Below are 22143 nucleotides of genomic sequence, written 5' to 3' on the forward strand. Positions count from 1 at the left end.
TGACAAGAGCACCGTTTGTCATCCTGAGGAACGAAGGATCGCACTCGCTGATCGAGAAAGATTGGTGATTTTCTTTGTCGAATTGCTTTGCGGAGTTACTTGTGTGATCCTTCCTTCGTCAGGATGACAAAGAATGCGTGGAATTACTTTGTGGAGTTTCTTGTGTGATCCTTCGACTTCGCTCAGGGTGACAAAGATTGCGATTATAAAGAATTGGAATTTGGATTTTTTATATTGGAATTTAAGATTCTAATATAATAGAAGGCAAATTTTCATTGAGCCATTTGTATTTATTGAGAATCATAATATGGGTTCCACCTTTTACTACTATACAGCTGTTGATATATTTTATAGGGAAAACTTCGTCCTGATCGCCGTGAATATGAATTACATTTTCGTCGACCTGGTTTCTATTCCATAAAATGACTGATTCTACAGCCCATTGTAAATAATTAAGATCCCGAACGGCTAAAAACTTCTCGTATAATTTAATTCGCTTATTGATTTTTTCTCCAAAAGAGTATTTCGCCAGACTTTCGATATTCAAAATCAGCTTCATAGGAATCAATTTATAGGCTTTTGTAGTCTTGCCTATTTTCATTCTTCTTGGGAATTCGATATTACTTCTTACACTCGAAATAATGATTACTTTTCTTGTCTGAACATGTTTTGCAATTTCCTGCACTAAAATTCCTCCAAAAGAAACGCCAATTAACACAGGGTTTTCATGCTTGATATTTTTTGAAATTCGGAGCGCGTAATCAGATAAGGCTTCTTTTGGATGCGGTATTTCCCATTCTAATAAACAGGTTTCAAAAACAGTTTCGTCTAATTTGATTCTTTCAAATATAGCAGGGCTAGCCGCCAGACCGGGCATAAAATATACGGGAATTTTGCTCATTTGTTTAAAATGGAATTACAACTACAGCTCTTAATTTCAAGCTAAATTTACTTTTTTTAATAATAACTATAGCAAATCGTACACCATAATTGCATATTAAAACAATTTGAGTTGTAAAAATAAACGATTTTGCAATGCACCTGATCCTTAAAAAATAATTTCATATTGAGAATCAAATGATTACCTTTGCATTCCAAATCATTCACTGCTAAACATCTTTTAAAAAGATTTTAGCTGACTATATTTTTCGTTCTTTTTCTAATATTTTTTAACCTACCCCAAAACATGACAAATATGGAACCTACCGAAACTATGGAAATCAAAGACAACACTTTTGCAAGACAATTTGAAACCGTGGTCCCTGAAGGATTACTAAGCGTTGAGTATTCTTTTCAGGAAAAAAAGATTTTTTTAACCAAAATCAATACGCCGGAAAATTTTGAAAACCAGCCTGTACTCGACAATTTACTTAAAAGCATTTTAGAATTAAGTACAGAGAAAAAATTTAGAGTTGTGCCCATTCACCCAAAAATTGCGGCCTTTTTCAAAAAAAATCCAAAATACAAAGATTTACTGCCTCCGGGAATCAGGATTTAAAAATCACCAATTACCCAAAGCCATAATCCGCCAATTGCCATATAAATAAAAAGCATTATAAGTCCGGTTATTAAACCTTTGACCCACCAGCTTTTTAAATCGACATATCCGCTCCCAAAGAAAACGGGAGCCGGACCATGTCCGTAATGCGTTAATGTACCATAAATTGATCCCACAAAACCAAGCATAAAAGCGAGAAGCAATCCCGGAATTCCTAGTGAAACCCCAACTCCTAAAAGCGCTGCATACATTGCTGCGACATGCGCCGTTGCACTTGCAAAGAGATAATGGCTGAAAAAGTATACTAATATAATGATAGGAAAAGCCATCTGCCAGCTTAGTCCGCCAATTTCTGCTTTTATCAAATTACTAAACCAGCTGATAAATCCTAATTCGTTTAGTGAACTTGCCATCATTACTAATACCGAAAACCATACAATGGTATCCCATGCTCCTTTTTCGGCTTTTACATCGTCCCAGGTCAAAACGGATGTAAGCAGTAAAATTACCAGCCCAATAAAGGCGGTTGTTGTGGCATCAATAGAAAATAAATCGCCTGTCATCCAAAGAAATAATAAGATAAAGAAAGTCAGGAGCATCATCCATTCGTTTCTGGTGATTGGGCCCATTTCTTTTAATTTCTGAGAAGCTATTTGCGGTGCGTCTCCGGTTTTTTTAAGTTCCGGCGGATATATTTTATACAACACAAATGGAATCACAAAAAAGGCACACAATCCCGGTACGATTGCCGCTGCTGCCCAGGACATCCAGGTTATTTTGATTCCCAGATTAAGGGCAAACTTCTGGCACATTGGGTTACTCGCCGTTCCAGTAAGAAACATTGAGGATGCTATTAAATTCATATTATAACAATTCAATGTTAAATAGGATCCTAGTTTTCGATGTGTTTCGGGCTGCTCGGGCATTGAACCAAAACTCATTGCCATTGATTTCATTATGGGATAAATAATTCCTCCGCCGCGAGCGGTATTACTAGGTACGGCTGGCGCCAAAACTAAATCGGCAAGACCTAAACCGTACGCTAATCCAAGCGAGCTTTTTCCGAATAACCGAATAAACAGAAAAGCAATTCTGTTTCCTAATCCTGTTTTTATAAATCCGCGGGCTATAAAAAATGAAATTCCAATAAGCCAGATTACTTTATCTCCAAAACCTTTTAATGCCAGCGTAATTGATTTTCCCGGATCGCCCGGTGCTAAAACCTGTGTAAAAGCGGTTAAGGCAATGGCAACCATACACATGGTTCCCATTGGGGCGGCTTTTAGAATAATTCCTAAAATGGTCGCAACAAATATGGCAAACAAATGCCAGGCTTCGGGTACAACTCCGTTTGGCGCAGGAATAAACCAAATTGCTGCTCCAACTGCAAGTGTAATCAGGGTTTGAGGAATTTGTACTTCTTTCATGGTTTTGAAATTAAATTAAACTACAGCCTGCACTGAAACTGAATTAAAAATAAATTATCATTATAGGTTGATGTATCCGGGATGTTTCGGTCAAAATGATCTATCTCAAATCCCATTTCTATACGGCCTGTATAGTTTTTTCCAAATTCAAGGCTTATCATTGGGGTATAAGTCTGCCTTACATTTGAATCTATTTTAAAACTAGGATCAAATCTTTCATAACGACAGGATACTTCTAAAGAAGTTAATTTTTTATAGTCGATTTGATATCGCACATTGGGCAGGAAATAAATGCCCCGCATTTGATAATCGGCAACATCAGCTGTTCTGGTATCAACTGGTAACGAAAAATATAAGTTGTGATTTGTTCCTCGTTTGTATTCTATCTGTAAATCAAAAGTAAAGCGGTCTGTAAGCCTAAAATCACTGGTAACATCTGCGCCAAAGGCAAATATTTTTTCTTTGGAATATTTACCGATACCGCCGTTTAAACCGAGATTGATTTTATGTTTTTTTGATAATTCAAAAACTAATCTTGATGAATATTGTTTTCCGTTATCGTTGTCTTTTTCCTGATTTTTACCGTTTCCGTTTAAAACCGAAACAGAATAGTTTACAGGGATTTTGCCAAGATCAAAATTTCCGGTGGCAGAAGCCCCAATTTGAAAACTTGTCCAGCCATTTTTTCCAAACTCATAATATTGATTGGAGAAATCAAATGATTTTATAATATCGACGGGAACTAATTCTTCAATACCAAATGCGGGCCGAAACTGTCCTCCTAAAACGGCAATGTATTTATTGAAGGTATATTTTGCATAGGCGTTTTCGAGAACTTTACCTTTTGTATCTGATTTAAAATCGGCTAAATTAACTAAGATTACGACTTCTGTGGCTTCACTTAATTTTGTGTTTAAGCCAACACGCATTCTTTTAATATCAAAGGAACTCTGGGTAACGTCACCTGTAGAATGGTGAACGCCCATAACGTCTACATTATCTCCAAAACTTTCGAGGTATCGTGCCTGAAAAAGTCCTTTAAATTGAAATTGGGGGTACTTAACACCATCTTCAGAATCAACTGCCTTTTGGGTTTCGGCAGTTTGTGCGTTCATGAAAAGCGGTATTAAAAAAAAGACAAAAGCAATTCTTATTAGTAAAGGTTTGTTCATACGCTCCTAAAAATAAAAAATTAGACTTCGCTTACTGTTTTTAAAAACAGCCAAAAATAATATGTAACTGGAAATATCTTACGAAAATAGGAAAAATATTAATCCCTTATAAAAATTATTGCATTAAAATACTGATAATAAATTTTAACAAATAAAAAAAGCGTAAGAAAATCTTACGCCTTGTAAACTATTTTTAGTATTATTTAATTAATATATCCTAATACATTCAACCATAATCCGCCTATAACCAAATAAATTATAAGCATAGCGAGTCCTGTAATAAGGCCTTTTATCCACCAGTTTTTTAAATCGACATACCCGCTTCCAAAATAAACCGGTGCCGGCCCGTGACCATAATGTGTTAGTGTTCCATATAATGAACCTACAAATCCTAACATAAAAGCCAGGAACAATCCCGGAACTCCTAATGAAATCCCAACAGCCAGTAATGCTGCATACATAGCCGCTACGTGAGCCGTTGCGCTGGCAAAAATATAGTGACTAAAGAAATATACGGCAATAATAATTACAAATGCTATCTGCCAGCTCATACCAAGCATATGGCTTTTTACTATCTCACTAAACCAGCCAATAAAGCCTAGTTTGTCCAGCGAACTTGCCATCATTACTAAAACTGCAAACCAAACAATTGTATCCCATGCTCCTTTTTCTCCTTTTACGTCTTCCCAGGTTAAAACAGAAGTCAGCAGTAAAACTACCAATCCTATAAAAGCTGTTGTGGTTGCATCTATTGAAAAAAGGTCACCTGTCATCCAGAGAAATAATAAAATAACAAATGTTAGAAGCATTAACCATTCGTTTTTTGAAATAGCACCCATTTCTTTAAGTTTTTGGGTTGCTACTTTTGGGGCATCGCCTGTTTTCTTTAGTTCTGGCGGATAAATTTTGTAAAGCAAAAATGGAATTACAAAAAATGCTGTCAAACCCGGAACTAAACCTGCAATCGCCCACGATGTCCACGAAATATGGATTCCTAAATTTTCGGCAAATTTTTGGCACATTGGATTACTGGCCGTTCCTGTTAAAAACATTGACGAAGCAATTAAATTAACATTGTAACTGCTTAAGGTTAAGAAAGCTCCTAATTTCCTGCGGGTTTCCGGTTTATCAGGGTCTGAATCAAAGTTCATAGACATCGCTTTCATGATTGGATAAATTATTCCACCGCCTCTGGCTGTATTACTTGGTACAACGGGTGCCAAAACTAAATCTGCCAACCCTAAACCGTACGCTAATCCAAGGGAACTTTTTCCAAATATTTTAATGAATAAAAAAGCAATTCTGTTTCCTAAACCCGTTTTTATAAAACCGCGGGCAATAAAAAATGAGATTCCGATAAGCCAAATCACTTTATTTCCAAAACCTCCCAAGGCAAGTGTAATAGAATCTCCGGCACTTTCTGGTGCTAAAACCCGGGTAAAAGCGGTAACTGCTACTGCAATCATGCACATTGTACCCATTGGCGCTGCTTTTACAATAATTCCAATAATCGTTGAGATAAAAATCGCAAACAAGTGCCAGGCTTCTGGCGAAAGTCCTTTTGGAGCAGGAACAAACCAAATGATCAAACCTATGACAAGTGTAATAAGTGAGTTTTTTATATTTATTTCTTTCATAATGCTGTTATTTAATTTTTAGGCTTTTAAAAAAATCTGCCTTGAAACTGTATGATAAACAAGTTGTTATCATATGCTGTAGTATTAGCGATATTGTGTTTATAAGTATCCAGCTGCATTCCCATTTCAATACGTCCTGTATAGCCCTTTCCAAATTCCAAACCTGCCATTGGCGTATAAGTCTGCCTTGCGTTTGAATCTAATTTGAAATTCCTGTCAAAATATTCGTATCGGCATGAAAATTCTATTGCAGTCAATTTTTGATATTTAATTTCATATCTCAAGTTTGGCAAAAAGTAAGCACCCCGCATTTGATATTCATTGAGATTGGCCGTTCTTGAATCAGCAGCTAAAGAATAATATAAGTAGTGATTAATCCCTTGTTTTGCCTCTAATTGTGTTTGAAGTATTAATTTATCTGCTAATTTAAAGTCGGCAGTAAGATCTAATCCAACTGCAAAAACTTTATTATTATATACTTCACCAATTCCGCCGTTGAGCCCTAAATTTACATTGTGTTTTTTGTCTAATTCAAAACCCAGGCGCGAAGAGTATTGTTTACCATTATCTTTATCAGAAACCTGATCTTTTCCGTTTCCATTAACTGCAGAAACTGCATAAGTCATAGGAAGTTTTCCTAAATCAAAACTCCCAAACATAGACGCCCCTATTTGAAAACTTGTCCAGCCGTTATTTCCAAATTCAGTGTATTGATTAGAGTAATCAAATGATTTAAGGATATCTGCAGGATTTAATTCCTCAATTCCAAATGCCGGCCTAAACTGACCAACTAAAAAACCAATATTTTTATTAAAAGTGTATCTGGCAAATGCATTTTCCAAAACTTTTCCTTTCGGATCTGATTTAAAGTCTGCTAAATTAGCCAGAACCACAACATCAAAGCGTTCACCAAGTTTGGTTGTAACTCCCAAACGCATTCTTTTTATGTCAAATGTATTTTCAACCGCTTTTCCATCTGAATGATGAAGTCCTGTTGTCGCGTCAATTCCGTCAGTAAATCCGCTTAAATAGCGTGCCTGAAAAAGTCCCTGAAATTTAAATTGCGGATATTTAATTTCTCCCTGCGAATTTGATTCTGAAGTCTGCCCATTTGATAAAAACGGAAATAATAGTAGTAAAATAAAGGCCTTAAAGCCTAAATATTGATTGAATTGATTCATAATAAAAAAATTAAAATTTTGTAACGAAACAAACTTTATAAGTTTATTCATACAATAAATTTAATTTTATAGATCAACTTAAAACCTGATTAAAATCAGGTTTCAAATTATTATAAACCTTTAGGATTTTTAACTATTTACTGCATAAAAAAAGCACAAGGGTTAGCTTGTGCTCTTTGTATATCGTAAATTTTAACTTATTTCTCGATCTCTCTCATTGAGTCCATTTTTTTGTGGGCAAGGAATCCTGCAACATCTTCAAAGTGTTCTTTTACTCGTTTGTTTCCAAATTCGAATACTTTAGTTGCTAGTCCGTCAAGGAAATCACGGTCGTGTGAAACTAAAATTAATGTTCCGTCAAAATCTCGTAAGGCATCTTTAATAATGTCTTTTGTTTTCATGTCCAGGTGATTTGAAGGCTCATCCAGAATTAATAAGTTAACGGGTTCTAACAATAATTTGATCATTGCCAAACGTGTTTTTTCTCCTCCTGAAAGTACTTTTACTTTTTTAGTAATATCGTCACCCTGAAACATAAATGCTCCCAGAATATTTTTGATCTGTGTACGGATATCTCCTACTGCAATGGCATCGATTGTTTCAAAAATGGTTGCATTTTCATCTAGTAATGAAGCCTGGTTTTGAGCAAAATATCCAATTTGTGCGTTATGTCCAATTTCAACGCTTCCTGAATCAACGCCAATTTCTTTCATAATCGCTTTGATCATGGTCGATTTTCCTTCTCCATTTTTTCCAACAAAAGCTACTTTCTGACCTCTTTCGATTACAATATTAGCATCTTTAAAAACCACATGATCTCCATATGATTTTGCCATTTCTTTTACAATAACCGGGTATTGTCCTGAACGTGCTGCCGGCGGGAATTTTAATCGCAATGCTGATGTATCTACTTCGTCAACCTGAACAATTTCTAGTTTCTCCAGCATTTTTACACGAGATTGTACGGCATCTGTTTTTGAGAATGTTCCTTTAAAACGGTCGATAAAGGCTCTGTTATCAGCAATCATTTTTTGCTGTTCGTCGTAGGCTTTCTGCTGATGAATACGACGGTCTTTTCTTAATTCTAGGTAATGAGAATATTTTGCTTTATAATCGTAAATTCTTCCCATTGTTACTTCGATTGTACGGTTTGTAATGTTATCTACAAACGCTCTATCGTGTGAAATTACTACAACTGCTTTTGCTGAATTCACTAAAAACTCTTCTAACCATTGAATACTTTCAATATCCATGTGGTTGGTTGGCTCATCCAGTAAAATCAAGTCCGGTTTTTGCAATAGGATTTTTGCCAGCTCGATACGCATTCTCCATCCTCCTGAAAATTCAGATGTTTGTCTTGTAAAATCTTCGCGTTCGAAACCTAAACCAACTAAGATTTTCTCTACTTCGGCTTCGTAATTTACTTCTTCAATTGCATAATATTTCTCGCTTAAGTCCGAAACTCTTTCGATCAATTTCATGTATTCGTCACTTTCGTAATCGGTACGAACGGTTAACTGCTCATTGATTTCGTCAATTTCGGCTTTCATTTTAAAGATCTCACCAAAAGCTTTTGATGCTTCTTCCATTACAGTCGAACCGTCTTTTGTCAATAAATGCTGAGGCAGATATGCTACAACGGCATCTTTTGGCGTAGAAATACTTCCGGTAGAAGGCTTGCTCTGTCCTGCTATAATTTTTAAAAGTGTCGATTTTCCCGCACCATTTTTACCCATAAGGGCAATTTTATCATTTTCATTGATAGCAAAAGAGACATCGCTAAAAAGTGTAGTTCCACCAAACTGAACCGAAATATCGTTAACTGTAATCATTATCTTCTGTGAATTTGTTTTATCGGTTAATCGTTTATCTGACTACCCATTTTTTTCGTGCTGCAAAGATAGATTAATTAGATAATTAGGCAATTAGAAAATGTGCAATTTGATAATTAGATAATTTTGGGAATGTGGTGATTAGAAAATTTTCTTTTTTTTGCCACGACCCGAGCGACAGCGAACAGGCGAAGCAATTACACGAATTTTCACGAATTATTTTTTCAACTGGACTGAAGTCCATCTTTACAATATAGATCGAGCCGAAGGCTCTTTTAAGTTCCGAAGGAACGAATTATATTGTAGGGCTGGACTTTAGTCCAGTTAAGAGTCAGAAATATAGAATTTGATAAAATAGAAGCTTCAATTCAATATTGGAACACGTTTTTAAACCTATCGGGTTTTATTATTTTATTTTGCATATTAAACTGGACTGAAGTCCAGCCCTACAATATAATTCGTTCCTTCGGAACTTATATGAGAGCCTTTGGCTCTTATTGTTGGGCTGGGCTTTTGTTTGGTTAATATGTGAAAAATAAAACCCGACAGGTTTTAAAAAACCTGTCGGGTTACAAAATTATCTCATTATCAAATTGACTAATTATCTAATTAAATTAATCTTTTCTCCATTTTTTGGTTTCTTCAAAAATGTGTTCCAAGATTGAGGCTTCAGTTTCGTCAAATTCAATATTACGTCTTCCCATTACCAATTTTGCAGTTTCGAAAGCTTTTTTAGTAATATACGTTGTAAAACCTGCTGCACCGCCCCATGAAAAACTCGGGACAAAGTTTCTGGGGAAACCAGATCCAAAAATATTGGCACTTACTCCAACAACGGTTCCGGTATTAAACATCGTGTTGATTCCGCATTTACTGTGGTCGCCCATCATTAAACCGCAAAACTGAAGTCCTGTTTTAGCAAAACCTTCCGTTTCGTAACTCCACAATTTTACTTCCTCGTAGTTATTTTTTAGGTTTGAATTATTACTATCAGCTCCAATATTGCACCATTCGCCTAAAACAGAATCTCCAAGAAATCCATCATGCCCTTTATTTGAATTAGCAAACAGGACAGAATTTTTAACCTCTCCTCCTATTCTCGATCCGGGACCAACGGTTGTTGCTCCGTAAACTTTTGCATTTAGTTTTACCTGTGCATTTTCACACAAAGCAAAAGGACCGCGAATAACAGTTCCTTCCATGATCTCGGTGTTCTTACCTATATATATAGGCCCGTTTGATGCATTTAGGGTTACAAACTCTAATTTTGCTCCTTCTTCAATAAAGATATTTTCGGGTGCAATTGTGTTTACACTTTTAGGAATTGGCTGTGATTTTCTGTCTTCTGTCAAATAAGCGAAATCAGCACGAATGGCAGCGTCATTTTTTGAGAAAATATCCCAAGTGTGTTCTACTGTCAAACATTCGTCATTATATTGAATGATTTCATACGAATCAAAATCAACTTCTTCCTGGTTTTCTGTTGTAAAAAAAGCAATTACATCTTCTCCTTTAAAAATCGCCTGATTGGGTTTTAAGTCAGAAACTAATTCTGCAAGCGTATCATTTGGCAAATACGCAGCATTTATCATTACGTTTTCTTCCATTTCTACCATTGGGAATTTAGTAGAAAGGTAATCTTCAGTAATTGTTGTTATAGTCGATCCTAAACGAGTTTCCCACTTTTGGCGAATCGTCATAATTCCGATTAAAATATCAGCCACGGGTCTGGTAAAAGTAAAAGGTAATAGAGCATTCCGGACGGGACCGTCAAAAAGAATGTAATTCATAAAATTAATTTAATGTGTTAAAATTTGTTTGGTTACCGAGGCCAAAGTTACAAATATTTATGTGTTTCATTAATATATGTTTTTTCTGATAGCCATGAATTCACGAATTTTTATATTCTCTTAATTTTAATTGATTTAGATTACAGTTATTTGGCTAAAGCCTGATACATTTTGATTTTATAACCTTCAGATAAATCTGAAGGCAATTGAAATTAAATAAACTTAACAATAAGAAAAACATAGCCAGCGGTTTCAACCGCTGGAACGCAATATGTTCACAATCCCTATCCCTTTGTACCCCGTGGTTGAAACCACGGGCAATATTTTAAATTCGATCGAGGTCATTTTTAAGAAGCTCAAAAGCTGATCTCTAAATATACTCAATAAGAAAAAACATAGCCAGCGGCTTAAACCGCTGGAACTCAATACATTCACAATCCGCATCCCTCCGCATCGTGTGGTTGAAACCACAGGCAATATTCACTTTGGTCGAATCGTGGCTAACAAAAAATAATCCCATAAAAAAAGCCTTCCAAATTGGAAGGCTTCTTATATAATTTAAACAGCTATTATTTTTTAGCGTGTTTTGCATATTTAGTTTTGAATTTATCAATACGTCCTGCAGTATCGATAAGTTTAGATTTACCAGTATAAAAAGGGTGAGATGTTCTAGAAATCTCCATTTTTACAACTGGATACTCAACTCCGTCAACTTCAATTGTTTCTTTTGTATCTGCAGTAGATTTAGTGATAAAAACTTCGTCATTTGACATGTCTTTAAATGCAACTAATCTGTAATTTTCTGGGTGAATTCCTTTTTTCATCTTTTCTTTTTATTTATTGTTTAGAACATTTTCATTTTGAAGCTTTTTCATGGTTAGAAAAAGGTATAAACAAATGATGCTCTTTTTTGTTTAAAATTTTAATTAATTTTGAGTTTGCAAATTTACAATTCTTTTTTAATAAACAAATACTTAACGTACTTTTTTTTAGTTAAATTCAAAAAGCTTTTTTTCTCCTCGATTATATTGGGAATTGCTATATTTGTGGATTAATTTTAAAACATATAGAAATATGATTAATGAAGTTATAAAAAAGAATGGAGTTACATACGGAATTGCCTTAGGTGTTATTCTGGCGTTAATTACGGCAAGTATATATGCTATTGATCTAAAATTATTTGTTTCTGGCTGGATTGGCGGTCTGTCATTTGTTATTTATTTAGTAGTTGGCATTTTATTACTTACAAAAACAAAAAAAGAGATTGGTTTTTTCTCTTTTAAAGATGCTTTTACCACATTTTTTATAGCTACAATAACTGCTCTTGCAATTTCTACTCTTTTTAGCGTCATATTATTTAATGTAATTGATCCGGAAGCAAAAGAAACAGTAAACCAATTACTTATTAAGTATATGGCTGAAACGTTACAAAAATTTGGAACTCCGGCTTCTGCCATAAACGAAGCTTTGGCTAAAATGAAAGAAAACAGTCCTTTCTCAACAACGGAACAATTAAAAGCATTGGTTTTTAGTATCGTTGGCTACTCAATTTTAGGATTAATTTTAGCAGCATTTTTTAAAAGCAAATCTACACAAGAATAAAAATTATAAATGAATCTATCTATACTTATACCACTTCTAAACGAGGAGGAATCGCTTCAAGAACTCTACTCATGGATTATTAAAGTGATGCAGTCTAATAATTACTCTTATGAAATCATTTTTGTAGATGATGGAAGTACGGATGATTCTTGGAATATTATTGAAAGTTTTTCTAACGAAAACCCAAATGTAAAAGGGATTCGTTTCATGAAGAATTTTGGAAAATCGCAGGCTTTGCATGCTGGTTTCGCTAAAGCAAAAGGTGATGTCATCATTACTATGGATGCCGATTTACAGGACAGTCCGGATGAGATTCCAGAATTGTATGAAATGATTACCAAAGAGCGATTCGATTTGGTTTCGGGTTGGAAAAAGAAACGCTACGACTCTGTTGTGGCTAAAAATTTACCTTCAAAATTATTTAACTGGGCTGCCAGAAAAACTTCCGGTGTGGAGTTAAACGATTTTAACTGCGGGTTAAAAGCTTATAAAAATGCTGTTGTAAAAAACATCGAAGTTTCGGGCGAAATGCACCGATACATTCCTGTTTTAGCTAAAAATGCCGGTTTTGGTAAAATTGGAGAAAAAGTAGTGATTCACCAAGCTCGTAAATACGGCGAAACCAAATTTGGAATGGAACGCTTTATTAACGGGTTCCTTGATTTAATTACGATTTGGTTTTTATCAAGATTCGGAAAAAGACCTATGCACTTATTTGGGGCAATGGGTTCAATTATGTTTATTATCGGATTTTTATCTGCCGGATATATTGGAGTTTCAAAACTATACCACATGTATAGCGGAGTAAAATACAGCCTGGTAACTAATAATCCGTGGTTTTATATAGCATTAACAACAATGATTCTGGGAACTCAGCTTTTCTTAGCTGGATTTTTAGGTGAAATCATTTTGAGAACTAAAAGCAACGAAGCAAGATATAAAGTAGCACGAGAAGTGAATTTTTGACACAAATCAGGAAAAAAAAATCTTTTTGAGTCAAATTAACTTTTCAAGAAAAACTATCTTTATTTAAAACATAAAAGAAAATTTACATGAACATAGCACCTAATATTTTAAACGCTGTAAATGAATGGCTAACACCAACTTTTGATCAGGAAACGCAAGCCGCTGTAAAAGAATTAATGACAACTTCGCCAAAGGAACTTGAGGAAAGTTTTTATAAAAACCTTGAATTTGGAACCGGCGGTATGCGCGGCGTTATGGGCGTAGGAAACAATAGAATTAATAAATATACACTTGGAAAAAATACTCAGGGTTTATCTGATTATTTACATAAGGTTTTTCCAAACCAGCCTTTAAAGGTTGTTATTGCTTACGACTGTCGCCATAACAGTAACACCTTGGCAAAAGTTGTTGCTGATGTTTTCTCGGCAAACGGAATTCAGGTTTATTTATTCTCAGATTTAAGACCTACTCCGGAATTGTCTTTTGCACTTAAATATCTGGGATGTCAATGCGGAATTGTTCTTACGGCTTCGCATAACCCGCCAGAGTATAATGGTTATAAAGTATACTGGGAAGATGGCGGACAAATTGTTCCTCCTCAAGATGGCGAAATTATTAACGTAATCGAAAATTTAGACTACGATAAAATTAAATTCAACGCAAACGAAAGCCTAATTCAATATATTGATACTGATATCGATAAAGCGTTTATAAAATCATCTATCGAAAACGCAAGTTTTAATACTGCAGCTGAAGCCAAAGACAATCTGCATATTGTTTTTACTTCATTGCACGGAACTTCTATAAAATCTATTCCAGATGTTTTATCGCAGGCTGGTTATAAAAATGTTCACATTGTACCAGAGCAGGCGGTTCCGGACGGAGATTTCCCAACAGTAAAATCTCCGAACCCAGAAGAACCTGAAGCTTTAACAATGGCTTTGGCCCTGGCAGATAAAACAAATTCTGATATCGTTGTGGGTACTGATCCTGATTGCGACCGTTTAGGTGTTGCGGTTAGAAACAACGACGGTAAAATGATTTTGCTTAACGGAAATCAAACGATGATTTTAATGACTTCTTTCCTTTTAAAACAATGGAAAAAAGCCGGAAAAATTAACGGTAAACAATTTGTAGGATCAACTATCGTGTCAACTCCAATGATGATGGAACTTGCTACAAGCTATGGCGTTGAATGCAAAGTTGGTTTAACAGGATTTAAATGGATCGCTAAAATGATCAAAGATTTCCCTGAACTTCAGTTTATTGGCGGAGGTGAAGAAAGTTTTGGCTTTATGGTTGGTGATGCTGTTAGAGATAAAGATGCAGTTGCTGCTACCTTATTAATTTGCGAAGTCGCTGCTCAGGCAAAAGCTGCAGGAAGCTCTGTTTATAAAGAACTTTTACAACTTTATGTTGAGAATGGTTTCTACAAAGAGTTTTTAGTTTCACTGACTAAAAAAGGAATGGAAGGTTTACAGGAAATTAATCAGATGATGATTGATTTACGTGAAAACCCTTTAAAAGAAATCAACGGTCAGCGTGTAATTATGGTGGAAGATTACCAATCATCAACAGCATTGAATTTATTGACAAATGAAGTATCTGAAATGGATATTCCAAAATCGAATGTATTGATTTATTATACAGAAGATGGTTCTAAAATTTGTGCAAGACCAAGTGGAACTGAACCTAAAATTAAATTCTATATTAGCGTAAATGCTGAATTAGAATCGGTTTTAGATTTTGATGCTGCCGAAAGTTTCTTAGACGGAAAAATACAGAATATCATTGCAGACATGCAATTGAAATAAAAAAACGAGTGATAAGCTCTTTAAACACCTATTATAGCTGCGCAGGAAATCTCTGCGCAGCTAATTAAATTTTGATATTTAGAACTCTGATTTACATTTAGAACAAATGTAAATCAGAGTTTTTTAATAAAAAAAACTAAAAAAATATTGAAAACAAATCAATTGGATTAATTTTGTGCAGTAAAAATTCCCCCAACAAATTAATTATAACCAAAAAAAAATATTGCTAAAACTCGAAAGAGCAATACCACAGCAGAAAAAATAATATTCAAAAATAAATGAGTAATTTCAAAAAAATAGTTCCTTTTATATATCCGTATAAAAAATATGCGTTCTTAAACATCTTTTTCAATGTTTTGTATGCCCTTTTCAGCACACTTTCATTTATGGCGTTGATTCCAATGCTGCAGGTTTTATTTGGTAAAAGCAAGAAACTTACAACCATGCCTGTTTATGAAGGAATCACACATATAAAAGAATATGGAGAAAGTTATCTAAACTATTATATCACAAAAAATAACGATCCAAACAATCCGGGTTTTATACTTTCGGTAATGGTAGGAATAATTATCTCGATCTTCTTATTAAAAAATTTAGCAGATTATCTGGCTATGTTTTTTATTAACTTTTTAAGAAATGGGGTTTTAAGAGATATGCGAAATGCATTATACAAAAAAACACTGGAACTGCCTTTGGCATTTTATTCTGAAAAAAGAAAAGGAGATGTTATTTCCAGAATTGCCGGCGATGTAAACGAAGTGCAAACCTCTTTTTTAGCAATTTTAGAGCTTATTGTTAAGGAACCTTTGACAATTATATTTACGATAATAGCAATGCTGATTATAAGCGCTAAGCTAACGTTATTCGTTTTTATATTTATTCCGGTTTCAGGTTACATTATTTCTTTAATCGGGAAACAGCTTAAAAAACAATCTACAAAAGCTCAGGAAGAACAAGGTACTTTCTTATCTACTATTGAAGAAACTATTGGCGGATTAAAAGTGGTAAAAGGATATAATGCCGAAAACTATTTCAACAATGTTTTCAAAAATTCTACAGAGCGTTTTTTCAATTTATCAAACAGCATTGGAAACCGTCAAAACCTGGCTTCACCTGCCAGTGAATTTATGGGAATAACGGTTATTGCTATATTGCTTTGGTACGGGGGACAAATGGTTTTAATTGATAAAACCTTAGAAGGTGCTTCATTTATTGCTTACATGGGATTGGCTTATAACATCCTGACTCCGGCAAAAGCCATTTCTAAAGCTTCATATGGTGTAAAAAGAGGAAATGCTGCCGCAGAACGTGTATTGGAAATTTTAGATCAGGAAAACACTATTATTTCAAAAGAAAACGCAATCGAAAAAACAACTTTTGAAAGCAATATCAGTGTTCAAAATATCAACTTTAAATATGAAGATGAAAATGTCTTAAAAGATTTTTCTCTTAATATTAATAAAGGACAAACTGTTGCTCTTGTTGGACAATCAGGAAGTGGAAAAAGTACTATTGCGAATTTATTGACCCGTTTTTATGATGTTAATGAAGGCTCAATTTCTATTGATGGAATTAATATAAAAGATATGAACCTGCATTCGCTCCGCAGTTTAATGGGATTGGTTACACAGGACAGTATTTTATTTAATGATACAATCAAAGCCAATATTGCATTAGGAAAATTAGACGCTACAGATGATGAAATTATCGATGCGCTTAAAATTGCGAATGCGTATGAGTTTGTAAAAGAACTGCCTTTAGGAATTTACACCAACATTGGTGACAGTGGAAACAAACTTTCAGGCGGGCAAAAACAACGTTTATCTATTGCGAGAGCGGTATTGAAAAATCCACCGATTATGATTCTGGATGAAGCAACATCGGCATTAGATACCGAAAGCGAAAAATTTGTTCAGGTTGCGCTTGAAAACATGATGCAGAACAGAACTTCGATTGTGATCGCTCACCGACTTTCGACGATTCAAAAAGCAGATGTTATTGTGGTTATGCAAAAAGGAAAAATCGTTGAACAGGGAACTCATGACCAATTAATCGCACTTAACGGAACTTATAATAAACTGGTAACCATGCAGTCTTTCGAATCTTAAGACTTACATTATAACCAAACAATCTACACAGATTAAGGAAATATTAAAACTCAGTTTAATTTCTTTAATCTGTGTTTTATTTTATAACTTTAGGTAGTAAAGATTAAAATCAAACCGTTGGGCGTAATCCATAAAAAATAATAATTAAACACATAGAGACATAGACCTTATGTTTTTAAACAAAGTAAATCAAAAAGAAACTTGTTTCTCACACATAGCTATGTGTTGTTAATGCAAGTGAAACGCCTTTCTTATGTTCAATAATTCTATGTTTCTATGTGTTAAAAATAATTACACCCAACGGGTTAAAATCATTTAATTCTTATGGAAAATGTATCTTAACAACCCCAACATCAAACTACCAGAAGATCCTGATACTATTGTTTGGAAATATCTTGACCTATCTAAATTTCTTGATTTACTGCTTTCTAAAAAACTGTTCATGTCGCGATCTGACAAGTTTGAAGATCAATATGAAGGTACTTTTAGCGAGCCAACTTATGAAGAGATTAAAAAGCTCGCCGTCGATAATCCCGACTTTTTAAATTATTATAAAACGCATCGTGAGCAGGTTGCCGTAAGCAGCTGGCATATTAATGAATATGAATCGTTTGCCATGTGGCAGATATTTACTCAAAACAGCGAAGGTTTAGCGATTCAGTCTACAATTGGCAGATTGCAAAAAGCTTTAAAGCCTGAGAATAATTTTGACCAGTATATTGGTGAAGTAAACTACATCGATTATAAAAAAGAATATATTCCGTTTGAGGATTTGTTCTTTCCTTTTTTATTCAAAAGAAAAAGTTTTCAATACGAACGTGAAGTGCGTATTCTTACCGATACTTCAAAAAGCGGCATCAAACTAAATGACGGAATAAAAATTAATGTTGATATTAATCAATTGATTGAGAAAATTTACATTCACCCAAAATCTGAAAACTGGTATAAAAAACTGGTAATCGAATTGGTTGAACGCCTCGAATTTGGTTTTGAAATCGAAAAATCTGACTTAGAAAGCGATATATTGATATAAAGGCTCTAAGGTTCTGAGATGCTAAGATTCTAAGTTTTTTTTAGCCACAGATTACACAGATGAAAAGAATTAAAAAAGTCCGCCACGAATTACACAAATTTCCACGAATTTTAATTCAATTTAATTTGTGGAAATTTGTGTAATTCGTGGCGAAAAAAAAATCACTTTAATCTGTGTAATCTGTGGCTAAACCCTTTAGATGGGCTTGTAGCTCTTCACTTCCCATTTTTTAGAAGCTAAGTCGATATAATTATAGTGTAAAACATCGTTTTTATCGAATTGACCGTTTTGGTTCGTATCTTCAATAGTTCTAAAATACAAACGGTTTTTAGATTCAATTAAATTCCAGTCAACTAATTCCTGAAGATCTGCTGAGACTTTAGTGAAGTTTTCTCCGCTTATATCACTTAAATATAAAGTTTTAATGTCGCTGGTATCAATTTTTCCGTCTTTGTTGGTATCAGAATCTGTTAGAGTATACACCATAACCTTATTTTTAGTTTTATCTGCAACGGTTTTTAAATACGTTGCTGTTAAAATTAAAACAGGTTTATCTGATAAAGCATGAATCGAATCTGAATCTGTTTTTTGAAATTTCAGGTTTTGTAAATATCCCGTAATTTCATATTCGCCTAAGTTAGAGATTGTAAAACTTACATCGTTTACGCTTGAAGATCCATAACGTGCTTTTGAGCCTCTTTCAAAAACCCTTAAATCCCCAACCGGATGAATCAGGTAATCTGTTCCTTCCATTTGAATAGGCAGATCAGCAACTTCAATCTGAGTCGAATCTGTTTTTGTAACACTTACTTTATTTGACACATCGTAACTTACTTTTGGCTTTTTAACTTCTTCACGACAGCTAATTAATGTTCCAACAATTGCTAAGGCTATATATTTAAAGTACTTTTTCATCGACAAATTATATTCAATTATCAAATATACTATTTTTGATTGTAATTTTGGTTTTTATTGAATTTTACTAGTGTAAAGATGTTAAGAAGAATAAGTCCGAAATAGCCACAGAAGATTAACTGCCATTTCTGAGCAAAAAAAGTAACCTGAAAAGCACGTGCTTCTTCTTCTTTTCTGTTTTTCTGTTCCCAATACGCCTGCTGCCTCATTAATTCTCCTGTACCACAATTCATTCTATGATATTCAATAGTATCCTTTTTGGTCTTTTTTGGTGTATTACTATTGGCAATTACATATATATCATCATCAAATATTCCCCAGGTCGGAGCTTTTTCTATTGTCAAAATATCAAGAGTTCTAATAAAAGTATCGTAATTTGTTTTTGAATTATACTGCAATTTAATTCCGTTTATAGTATCTTTCTCTTTTCTTAATTTTCTAAGATAAAACCTCATTTCATTAAGCTTCTTCTTATCCTCAAATTCATTACCACTAAACTTATAAACTTTATATTTCCTTAGAGTCTCGACTTTATACTTTTCAAAATCTCCTTTATTTGGCAATGATAAATCTATTGCTCCATAAACCTTAAAGGCATCGACTTTATAAAAATGATAAAAACAAAACAAAGGAATTAAAACCAAAGAAATCATTCCCGGAACGTAAAAAATCTTCTTTCTTTTTTCACGTTTTGCGATCATAGTCTCGCATTCAGTTTTATATTAAAAACCCTTGAAGTCATATAATTTGGAATCGCGTACTGGTTTTTAGAATACACATCGCGAACCCAGGTATTTGTAATAGCATTTTGATTATTGAAAAGATTGAAGATTTCCAGCCCAACAGCTAATTCTTTGAAGTTTTTTAACCAGCTTGTTTTTGAGCCCTGCGTGCTGCTGTCTACAAAAACTTTGGCAAAACCAATATCAGCCCTTCTATAATCATTTAATCTGTTTTGATATAAATAAGGATCAGAATATGCTGGAGCGCCGCCTGGCAAACCAGTATTATAAACTATATTAAGATAAACTTTTACACTTGGAATATTCGGCATATAATCCTGAAACAACATTGCAAATTTTAAACGCTGATCTGTCGGACGAGCGATATAACCTTTGTTTTCGTAGTTTTCTTCTGTTTTTAAATATCCGAAACTTACCCACGATTCTGTTCCCGGTACAAATTCTCCGTTTAATCTAAAATCTAAACCTTGTGCATAAGCTTTAGCATTGTTATTGGCCACATATCGAATACGGACATTATCAATTGAATACACATTTACATCCGAAAGGGATTTATAATAAAGTTCCGTTACCCATTTAAAAGGGCGATTCCACATTTTAAAATTATAATCATTTCCTAACACAACATGAACTGCTTCCTGCGCTTTTACATTTGGATTTACAACGCCATCCAGATCACGAAGTTCCCTGTAAAATGGCGGCTGATGGTATAATCCTCCCGAAATCCTGAAAACCATATCACGATCCCAATCCGGTTTTATGGCAAACTGCGCACGCGGACTTACTACAAACTGATTTTTTCCTTCTTCAATAGCTCCAGTAACATTCCAGCTTTGAAAACGAGCTCCAACATGATACCAAATTTGGCTTGAACCCAATTCAGATTGTTTGTTCCATTGTGCATAACCGGAAAATCTATTGATCGTATTAAAATTTGTTGCTCGAATATCCTGATAAGGTAAAAGCGGGCCTGTATAAGGCGAATACGGCTGATTGTTTTCTGGCAGAATAACCAGCGGCGGATTTATAGAAAATCCTGCTGAATCGATCATCTCCCACTCTACAACTCTGTCACGAATAGATTCTCGTGTATATTTTAACCCAAATTCAAGCTGACTTTCCTGCCATTCTTTAGAACCTTTAATTTCCATATTGGCAATTAACGCATCTAAATCATTTCGGGCGTGATTCAACTGCGAACCAATTCCGCGTGTAAAATCAATTGAGGATGCATCTGTTGGATTTTCTGCATTCACATTTCCTAAACGATATTGCGCTAAAATATCAAAATGTTCTTTTTCTGTAGTATGAAACAACGAACCGATAAACTTTAAAGTCAGCGAAGGCGAAACTTTATAAGTTGTTTTAAAAGCTCCAAAATAAGTATCGTACTGATCTTTTTCCTGACCTTCATAATAAACTGCCAAAGCCATTGGCTGATCGATGGTTCCAAATTTGGTTTCGCGGGTTAAAGGCTGATATAAATATTTATTCTGCGAAATATTCCCTAAAAAGCTAATCTGCCATTTTTCAGAAATATCATAATTTATATTGGTTTGAATATCAGCAAAAGTTGGCGTGTAGTTCGTCTGCGTATCTTGACTGTTTACCAATAAACTATTATTACGATAACGAACTCCGGTCACAGCCGACCATTTTTTATTTTTCGAAACTAAATCTACAGAAGCGCTTCCGCCTAAAAAACTTGCTTCAAACGAAGCTCCAAACTGAGTTGGTTTTCGATAAGTAATATCTAAAACAGATGATAATTTATCTCCAAATTTTGCCTGAAATCCTCCGGCCGAGAAATCCACATTCTGAACCAAATCTGTATTGGTAAAACTCAATCCTTCCTGCTGACCTGAACGAATTAAAAACGGACGGTAAACTTCGACTTCGTTTACGTAGACTAAATTTTCGTCATAATTTCCACCTCTTACGGCATATTGTGTACTTAGTTCATTATTTGAATTTACGCCGGGAAGTGTTTTTAGAATATTTTCGATACCAGCATTTGCTCCCGGAATCTTTTTTATAGTGGCAGTTTCTATAGTGGTAATTCCCTGAACTCGTTTTTTATTTCGGGAAGAAACAAAAACTTCTCCCATTTGTTCTTGAGAATTATTCATTACAGGATTAAAAACAAAAACTTCATTTGGTTTTAAAGTAACCGTAAGGCTGATCATTTTTAACGAGATGTGTGTAAAAACAATTGAGGCCTTTTTATTCGAAATTACATCAATTTCAAAAAAACCATTTGCATCAGATTGTGTGTTATTTTTGCCCGAAGTTATATTGACATTCGAAACAGGATGATTTTCATTATCTAAAATAATACCTTTTACATGAGCATTTTGAGCAAATGAAATACAAGTAAAGCACAAGAAAAGTAAAGCGAATATTAACCTGTTTTTATTCAAAGATT

General features: G+C 34.3%; 17 protein-coding genes. 6 read left to right on the forward strand and 11 right to left on the reverse strand.

Going from position 1 to position 22143, the window contains the following annotated elements:
- Window positions 1-241: 241 nt before the first annotated feature.
- A complete protein-coding gene (locus ACODSB_RS22330) occupies window positions 242-901 on the reverse strand; it encodes an alpha/beta hydrolase family protein (RefSeq protein ID WP_488938649.1) in 660 nt (219 codons plus the stop codon).
- 285 nt (window positions 902-1186) lie between these two features.
- Between ACODSB_RS22330 and ACODSB_RS22335 the strand changes: the two genes are divergently transcribed.
- Window positions 1187-1498 (forward strand): GNAT family N-acetyltransferase, encoded by a 312-nt coding sequence (locus ACODSB_RS22335; protein ID WP_234984747.1) that lies wholly within the window; start codon window positions 1187-1189, stop codon window positions 1496-1498.
- On the opposite strand, the gene ACODSB_RS22340 is transcribed toward ACODSB_RS22335, so the two are convergent.
- From ACODSB_RS22340 to ACODSB_RS22370, 7 genes are all read right to left on the reverse strand, one after another.
- A complete protein-coding gene (locus ACODSB_RS22340; RefSeq protein ID WP_488938650.1) occupies window positions 1495-2925 on the reverse strand; it encodes an anion permease in 1431 nt (476 codons plus the stop codon). The genes ACODSB_RS22335 and ACODSB_RS22340 overlap by 4 nt on opposite strands.
- Window positions 2926-2945: 20 nt before the next feature.
- Window positions 2946-4040, reverse strand: a complete 1095-nt coding sequence (locus ACODSB_RS22345) for a porin (RefSeq protein WP_488938651.1) — start codon at window positions 4038-4040, stop codon at window positions 2946-2948.
- Window positions 4041-4300: 260 nt separating this feature from the next.
- Window positions 4301-5734, reverse strand: coding sequence for an anion permease (locus ACODSB_RS22350; RefSeq protein ID WP_488938652.1), 1434 nt, complete (start codon window positions 5732-5734; stop codon window positions 4301-4303).
- Window positions 5735-5760: 26 nt separating this feature from the next.
- Window positions 5761-6915: a porin gene (locus ACODSB_RS22355; RefSeq protein ID WP_488938653.1), complete on the reverse strand. Its 1155-nt coding sequence runs from the start codon at window positions 6913-6915 to the stop codon at window positions 5761-5763.
- A 197-nt stretch (window positions 6916-7112) separates the two neighbouring features.
- Window positions 7113-8747 (reverse strand): ABC-F family ATP-binding cassette domain-containing protein, encoded by a 1635-nt coding sequence (locus ACODSB_RS22360; protein ID WP_053472781.1) that lies wholly within the window; start codon window positions 8745-8747, stop codon window positions 7113-7115.
- A gap of 614 nt (window positions 8748-9361) precedes the next feature.
- Window positions 9362-10537 (reverse strand): GlmU family protein, encoded by a 1176-nt coding sequence (locus ACODSB_RS22365; RefSeq protein ID WP_180857421.1) that lies wholly within the window; start codon window positions 10535-10537, stop codon window positions 9362-9364.
- A gap of 569 nt (window positions 10538-11106) precedes the next feature.
- Window positions 11107-11361 carry a type B 50S ribosomal protein L31 gene (locus ACODSB_RS22370; RefSeq protein ID WP_008464817.1) on the reverse strand — a complete coding sequence of 85 codons (255 nt, stop codon included), beginning with the start codon at window positions 11359-11361 and terminating at the stop codon, window positions 11107-11109.
- 250 nt (window positions 11362-11611) lie between these two features.
- Between ACODSB_RS22370 and ACODSB_RS22375 the strand changes: the two genes are divergently transcribed.
- The 5 genes from ACODSB_RS22375 to ACODSB_RS22395 all read left to right on the forward strand — a co-directional run bounded on the left by ACODSB_RS22375 (window position 11612) and on the right by ACODSB_RS22395 (window position 18060).
- Window positions 11612-12139: a DUF4199 domain-containing protein gene (locus ACODSB_RS22375; RefSeq protein WP_053472783.1), complete on the forward strand. Its 528-nt coding sequence runs from the start codon at window positions 11612-11614 to the stop codon at window positions 12137-12139.
- A gap of 9 nt (window positions 12140-12148) precedes the next feature.
- Window positions 12149-13105 (forward strand): glycosyltransferase family 2 protein, encoded by a 957-nt coding sequence (locus ACODSB_RS22380; RefSeq protein ID WP_053472784.1) that lies wholly within the window; start codon window positions 12149-12151, stop codon window positions 13103-13105.
- Window positions 13106-13191: 86 nt separating this feature from the next.
- Window positions 13192-14919 carry a phospho-sugar mutase gene (locus tag ACODSB_RS22385; protein ID WP_180857420.1) on the forward strand — a complete coding sequence of 576 codons (1728 nt, stop codon included), beginning with the start codon at window positions 13192-13194 and terminating at the stop codon, window positions 14917-14919.
- 278 nt (window positions 14920-15197) lie between these two features.
- The gene (locus tag ACODSB_RS22390) at window positions 15198-17027 is read left to right on the forward strand and encodes an ABC transporter ATP-binding protein (protein ID WP_488938654.1); all 1830 of its coding nucleotides are present in this window, start codon (window positions 15198-15200) and stop codon (window positions 17025-17027) included.
- 331 nt (window positions 17028-17358) lie between these two features.
- The gene (locus tag ACODSB_RS22395; protein WP_053472787.1) at window positions 17359-18060 is read left to right on the forward strand and encodes a DUF2971 domain-containing protein; all 702 of its coding nucleotides are present in this window, start codon (window positions 17359-17361) and stop codon (window positions 18058-18060) included.
- Window positions 18061-18255: 195 nt separating this feature from the next.
- Here the strand turns inward: ACODSB_RS22395 and ACODSB_RS22400 are convergent, their stop codons facing one another.
- Genes ACODSB_RS22400 through ACODSB_RS22410 form a run of 3 tightly spaced genes read right to left on the reverse strand, consistent with a single transcriptional unit; the run spans window position 18256 to window position 22138 of the window.
- Window positions 18256-18975 carry a CREC-EF hand family protein gene (locus ACODSB_RS22400; RefSeq protein ID WP_053472788.1) on the reverse strand — a complete coding sequence of 240 codons (720 nt, stop codon included), beginning with the start codon at window positions 18973-18975 and terminating at the stop codon, window positions 18256-18258.
- A 29-nt stretch (window positions 18976-19004) separates the two neighbouring features.
- Entirely contained in the window at window positions 19005-19676 is a 672-nt protein-coding gene (locus ACODSB_RS22405) for a hypothetical protein (RefSeq protein ID WP_053472789.1), read from the reverse strand.
- Window positions 19673-22138, reverse strand: coding sequence for a TonB-dependent receptor (locus ACODSB_RS22410; RefSeq protein ID WP_488938655.1), 2466 nt, complete (start codon window positions 22136-22138; stop codon window positions 19673-19675). The genes ACODSB_RS22405 and ACODSB_RS22410 overlap by 4 nt, the downstream gene beginning before the upstream one ends.
- Window positions 22139-22143: the final 5 nt, after the last annotated feature.

This window comes from Flavobacterium sp. FG68 (genome assembly GCF_057808895.1).

What these genes read in the sequence shown, in the direction of transcription:
- ACODSB_RS22330 (WP_488938649.1), bottom strand. Translation starts at nt 901, where the DNA reads ATGAGCAAAATTCCCGTATATTTTATGCCCGGTCTGGCGGCTAGCCCT.
- ACODSB_RS22380 (WP_053472784.1), top strand. Translation starts at nt 12,149, where the DNA reads ATGAATCTATCTATACTTATACCACTTCTAAACGAGGAGGAATCGCTT.
- ACODSB_RS22355 (WP_488938653.1), bottom strand. Translation starts at nt 6,915, where the DNA reads ATGAATCAATTCAATCAATATTTAGGCTTTAAGGCCTTTATTTTACTA.
- ACODSB_RS22350 (WP_488938652.1), bottom strand. Translation starts at nt 5,734, where the DNA reads ATGAAAGAAATAAATATAAAAAACTCACTTATTACACTTGTCATAGGT.
- ACODSB_RS22345 (WP_488938651.1), bottom strand. Translation starts at nt 4,040, where the DNA reads ATGAACGCACAAACTGCCGAAACCCAAAAGGCAGTTGATTCTGAAGAT.
- ACODSB_RS22335 (WP_234984747.1), top strand. Translation starts at nt 1,187, where the DNA reads ATGACAAATATGGAACCTACCGAAACTATGGAAATCAAAGACAACACT.
- ACODSB_RS22375 (WP_053472783.1), top strand. Translation starts at nt 11,612, where the DNA reads ATGATTAATGAAGTTATAAAAAAGAATGGAGTTACATACGGAATTGCC.
- ACODSB_RS22340 (WP_488938650.1), bottom strand. Translation starts at nt 2,925, where the DNA reads ATGAAAGAAGTACAAATTCCTCAAACCCTGATTACACTTGCAGTTGGA.
- ACODSB_RS22400 (WP_053472788.1), bottom strand. Translation starts at nt 18,975, where the DNA reads ATGAAAAAGTACTTTAAATATATAGCCTTAGCAATTGTTGGAACATTA.
- ACODSB_RS22360 (WP_053472781.1), bottom strand. Translation starts at nt 8,747, where the DNA reads ATGATTACAGTTAACGATATTTCGGTTCAGTTTGGTGGAACTACACTT.
- ACODSB_RS22395 (WP_053472787.1), top strand. Translation starts at nt 17,359, where the DNA reads ATGTATCTTAACAACCCCAACATCAAACTACCAGAAGATCCTGATACT.
- ACODSB_RS22390 (WP_488938654.1), top strand. Translation starts at nt 15,198, where the DNA reads ATGAGTAATTTCAAAAAAATAGTTCCTTTTATATATCCGTATAAAAAA.
- ACODSB_RS22365 (WP_180857421.1), bottom strand. Translation starts at nt 10,537, where the DNA reads ATGAATTACATTCTTTTTGACGGTCCCGTCCGGAATGCTCTATTACCT.
- ACODSB_RS22385 (WP_180857420.1), top strand. Translation starts at nt 13,192, where the DNA reads ATGAACATAGCACCTAATATTTTAAACGCTGTAAATGAATGGCTAACA.
- ACODSB_RS22370 (WP_008464817.1), bottom strand. Translation starts at nt 11,361, where the DNA reads ATGAAAAAAGGAATTCACCCAGAAAATTACAGATTAGTTGCATTTAAA.
- ACODSB_RS22405 (WP_053472789.1), bottom strand. Translation starts at nt 19,676, where the DNA reads ATGATCGCAAAACGTGAAAAAAGAAAGAAGATTTTTTACGTTCCGGGA.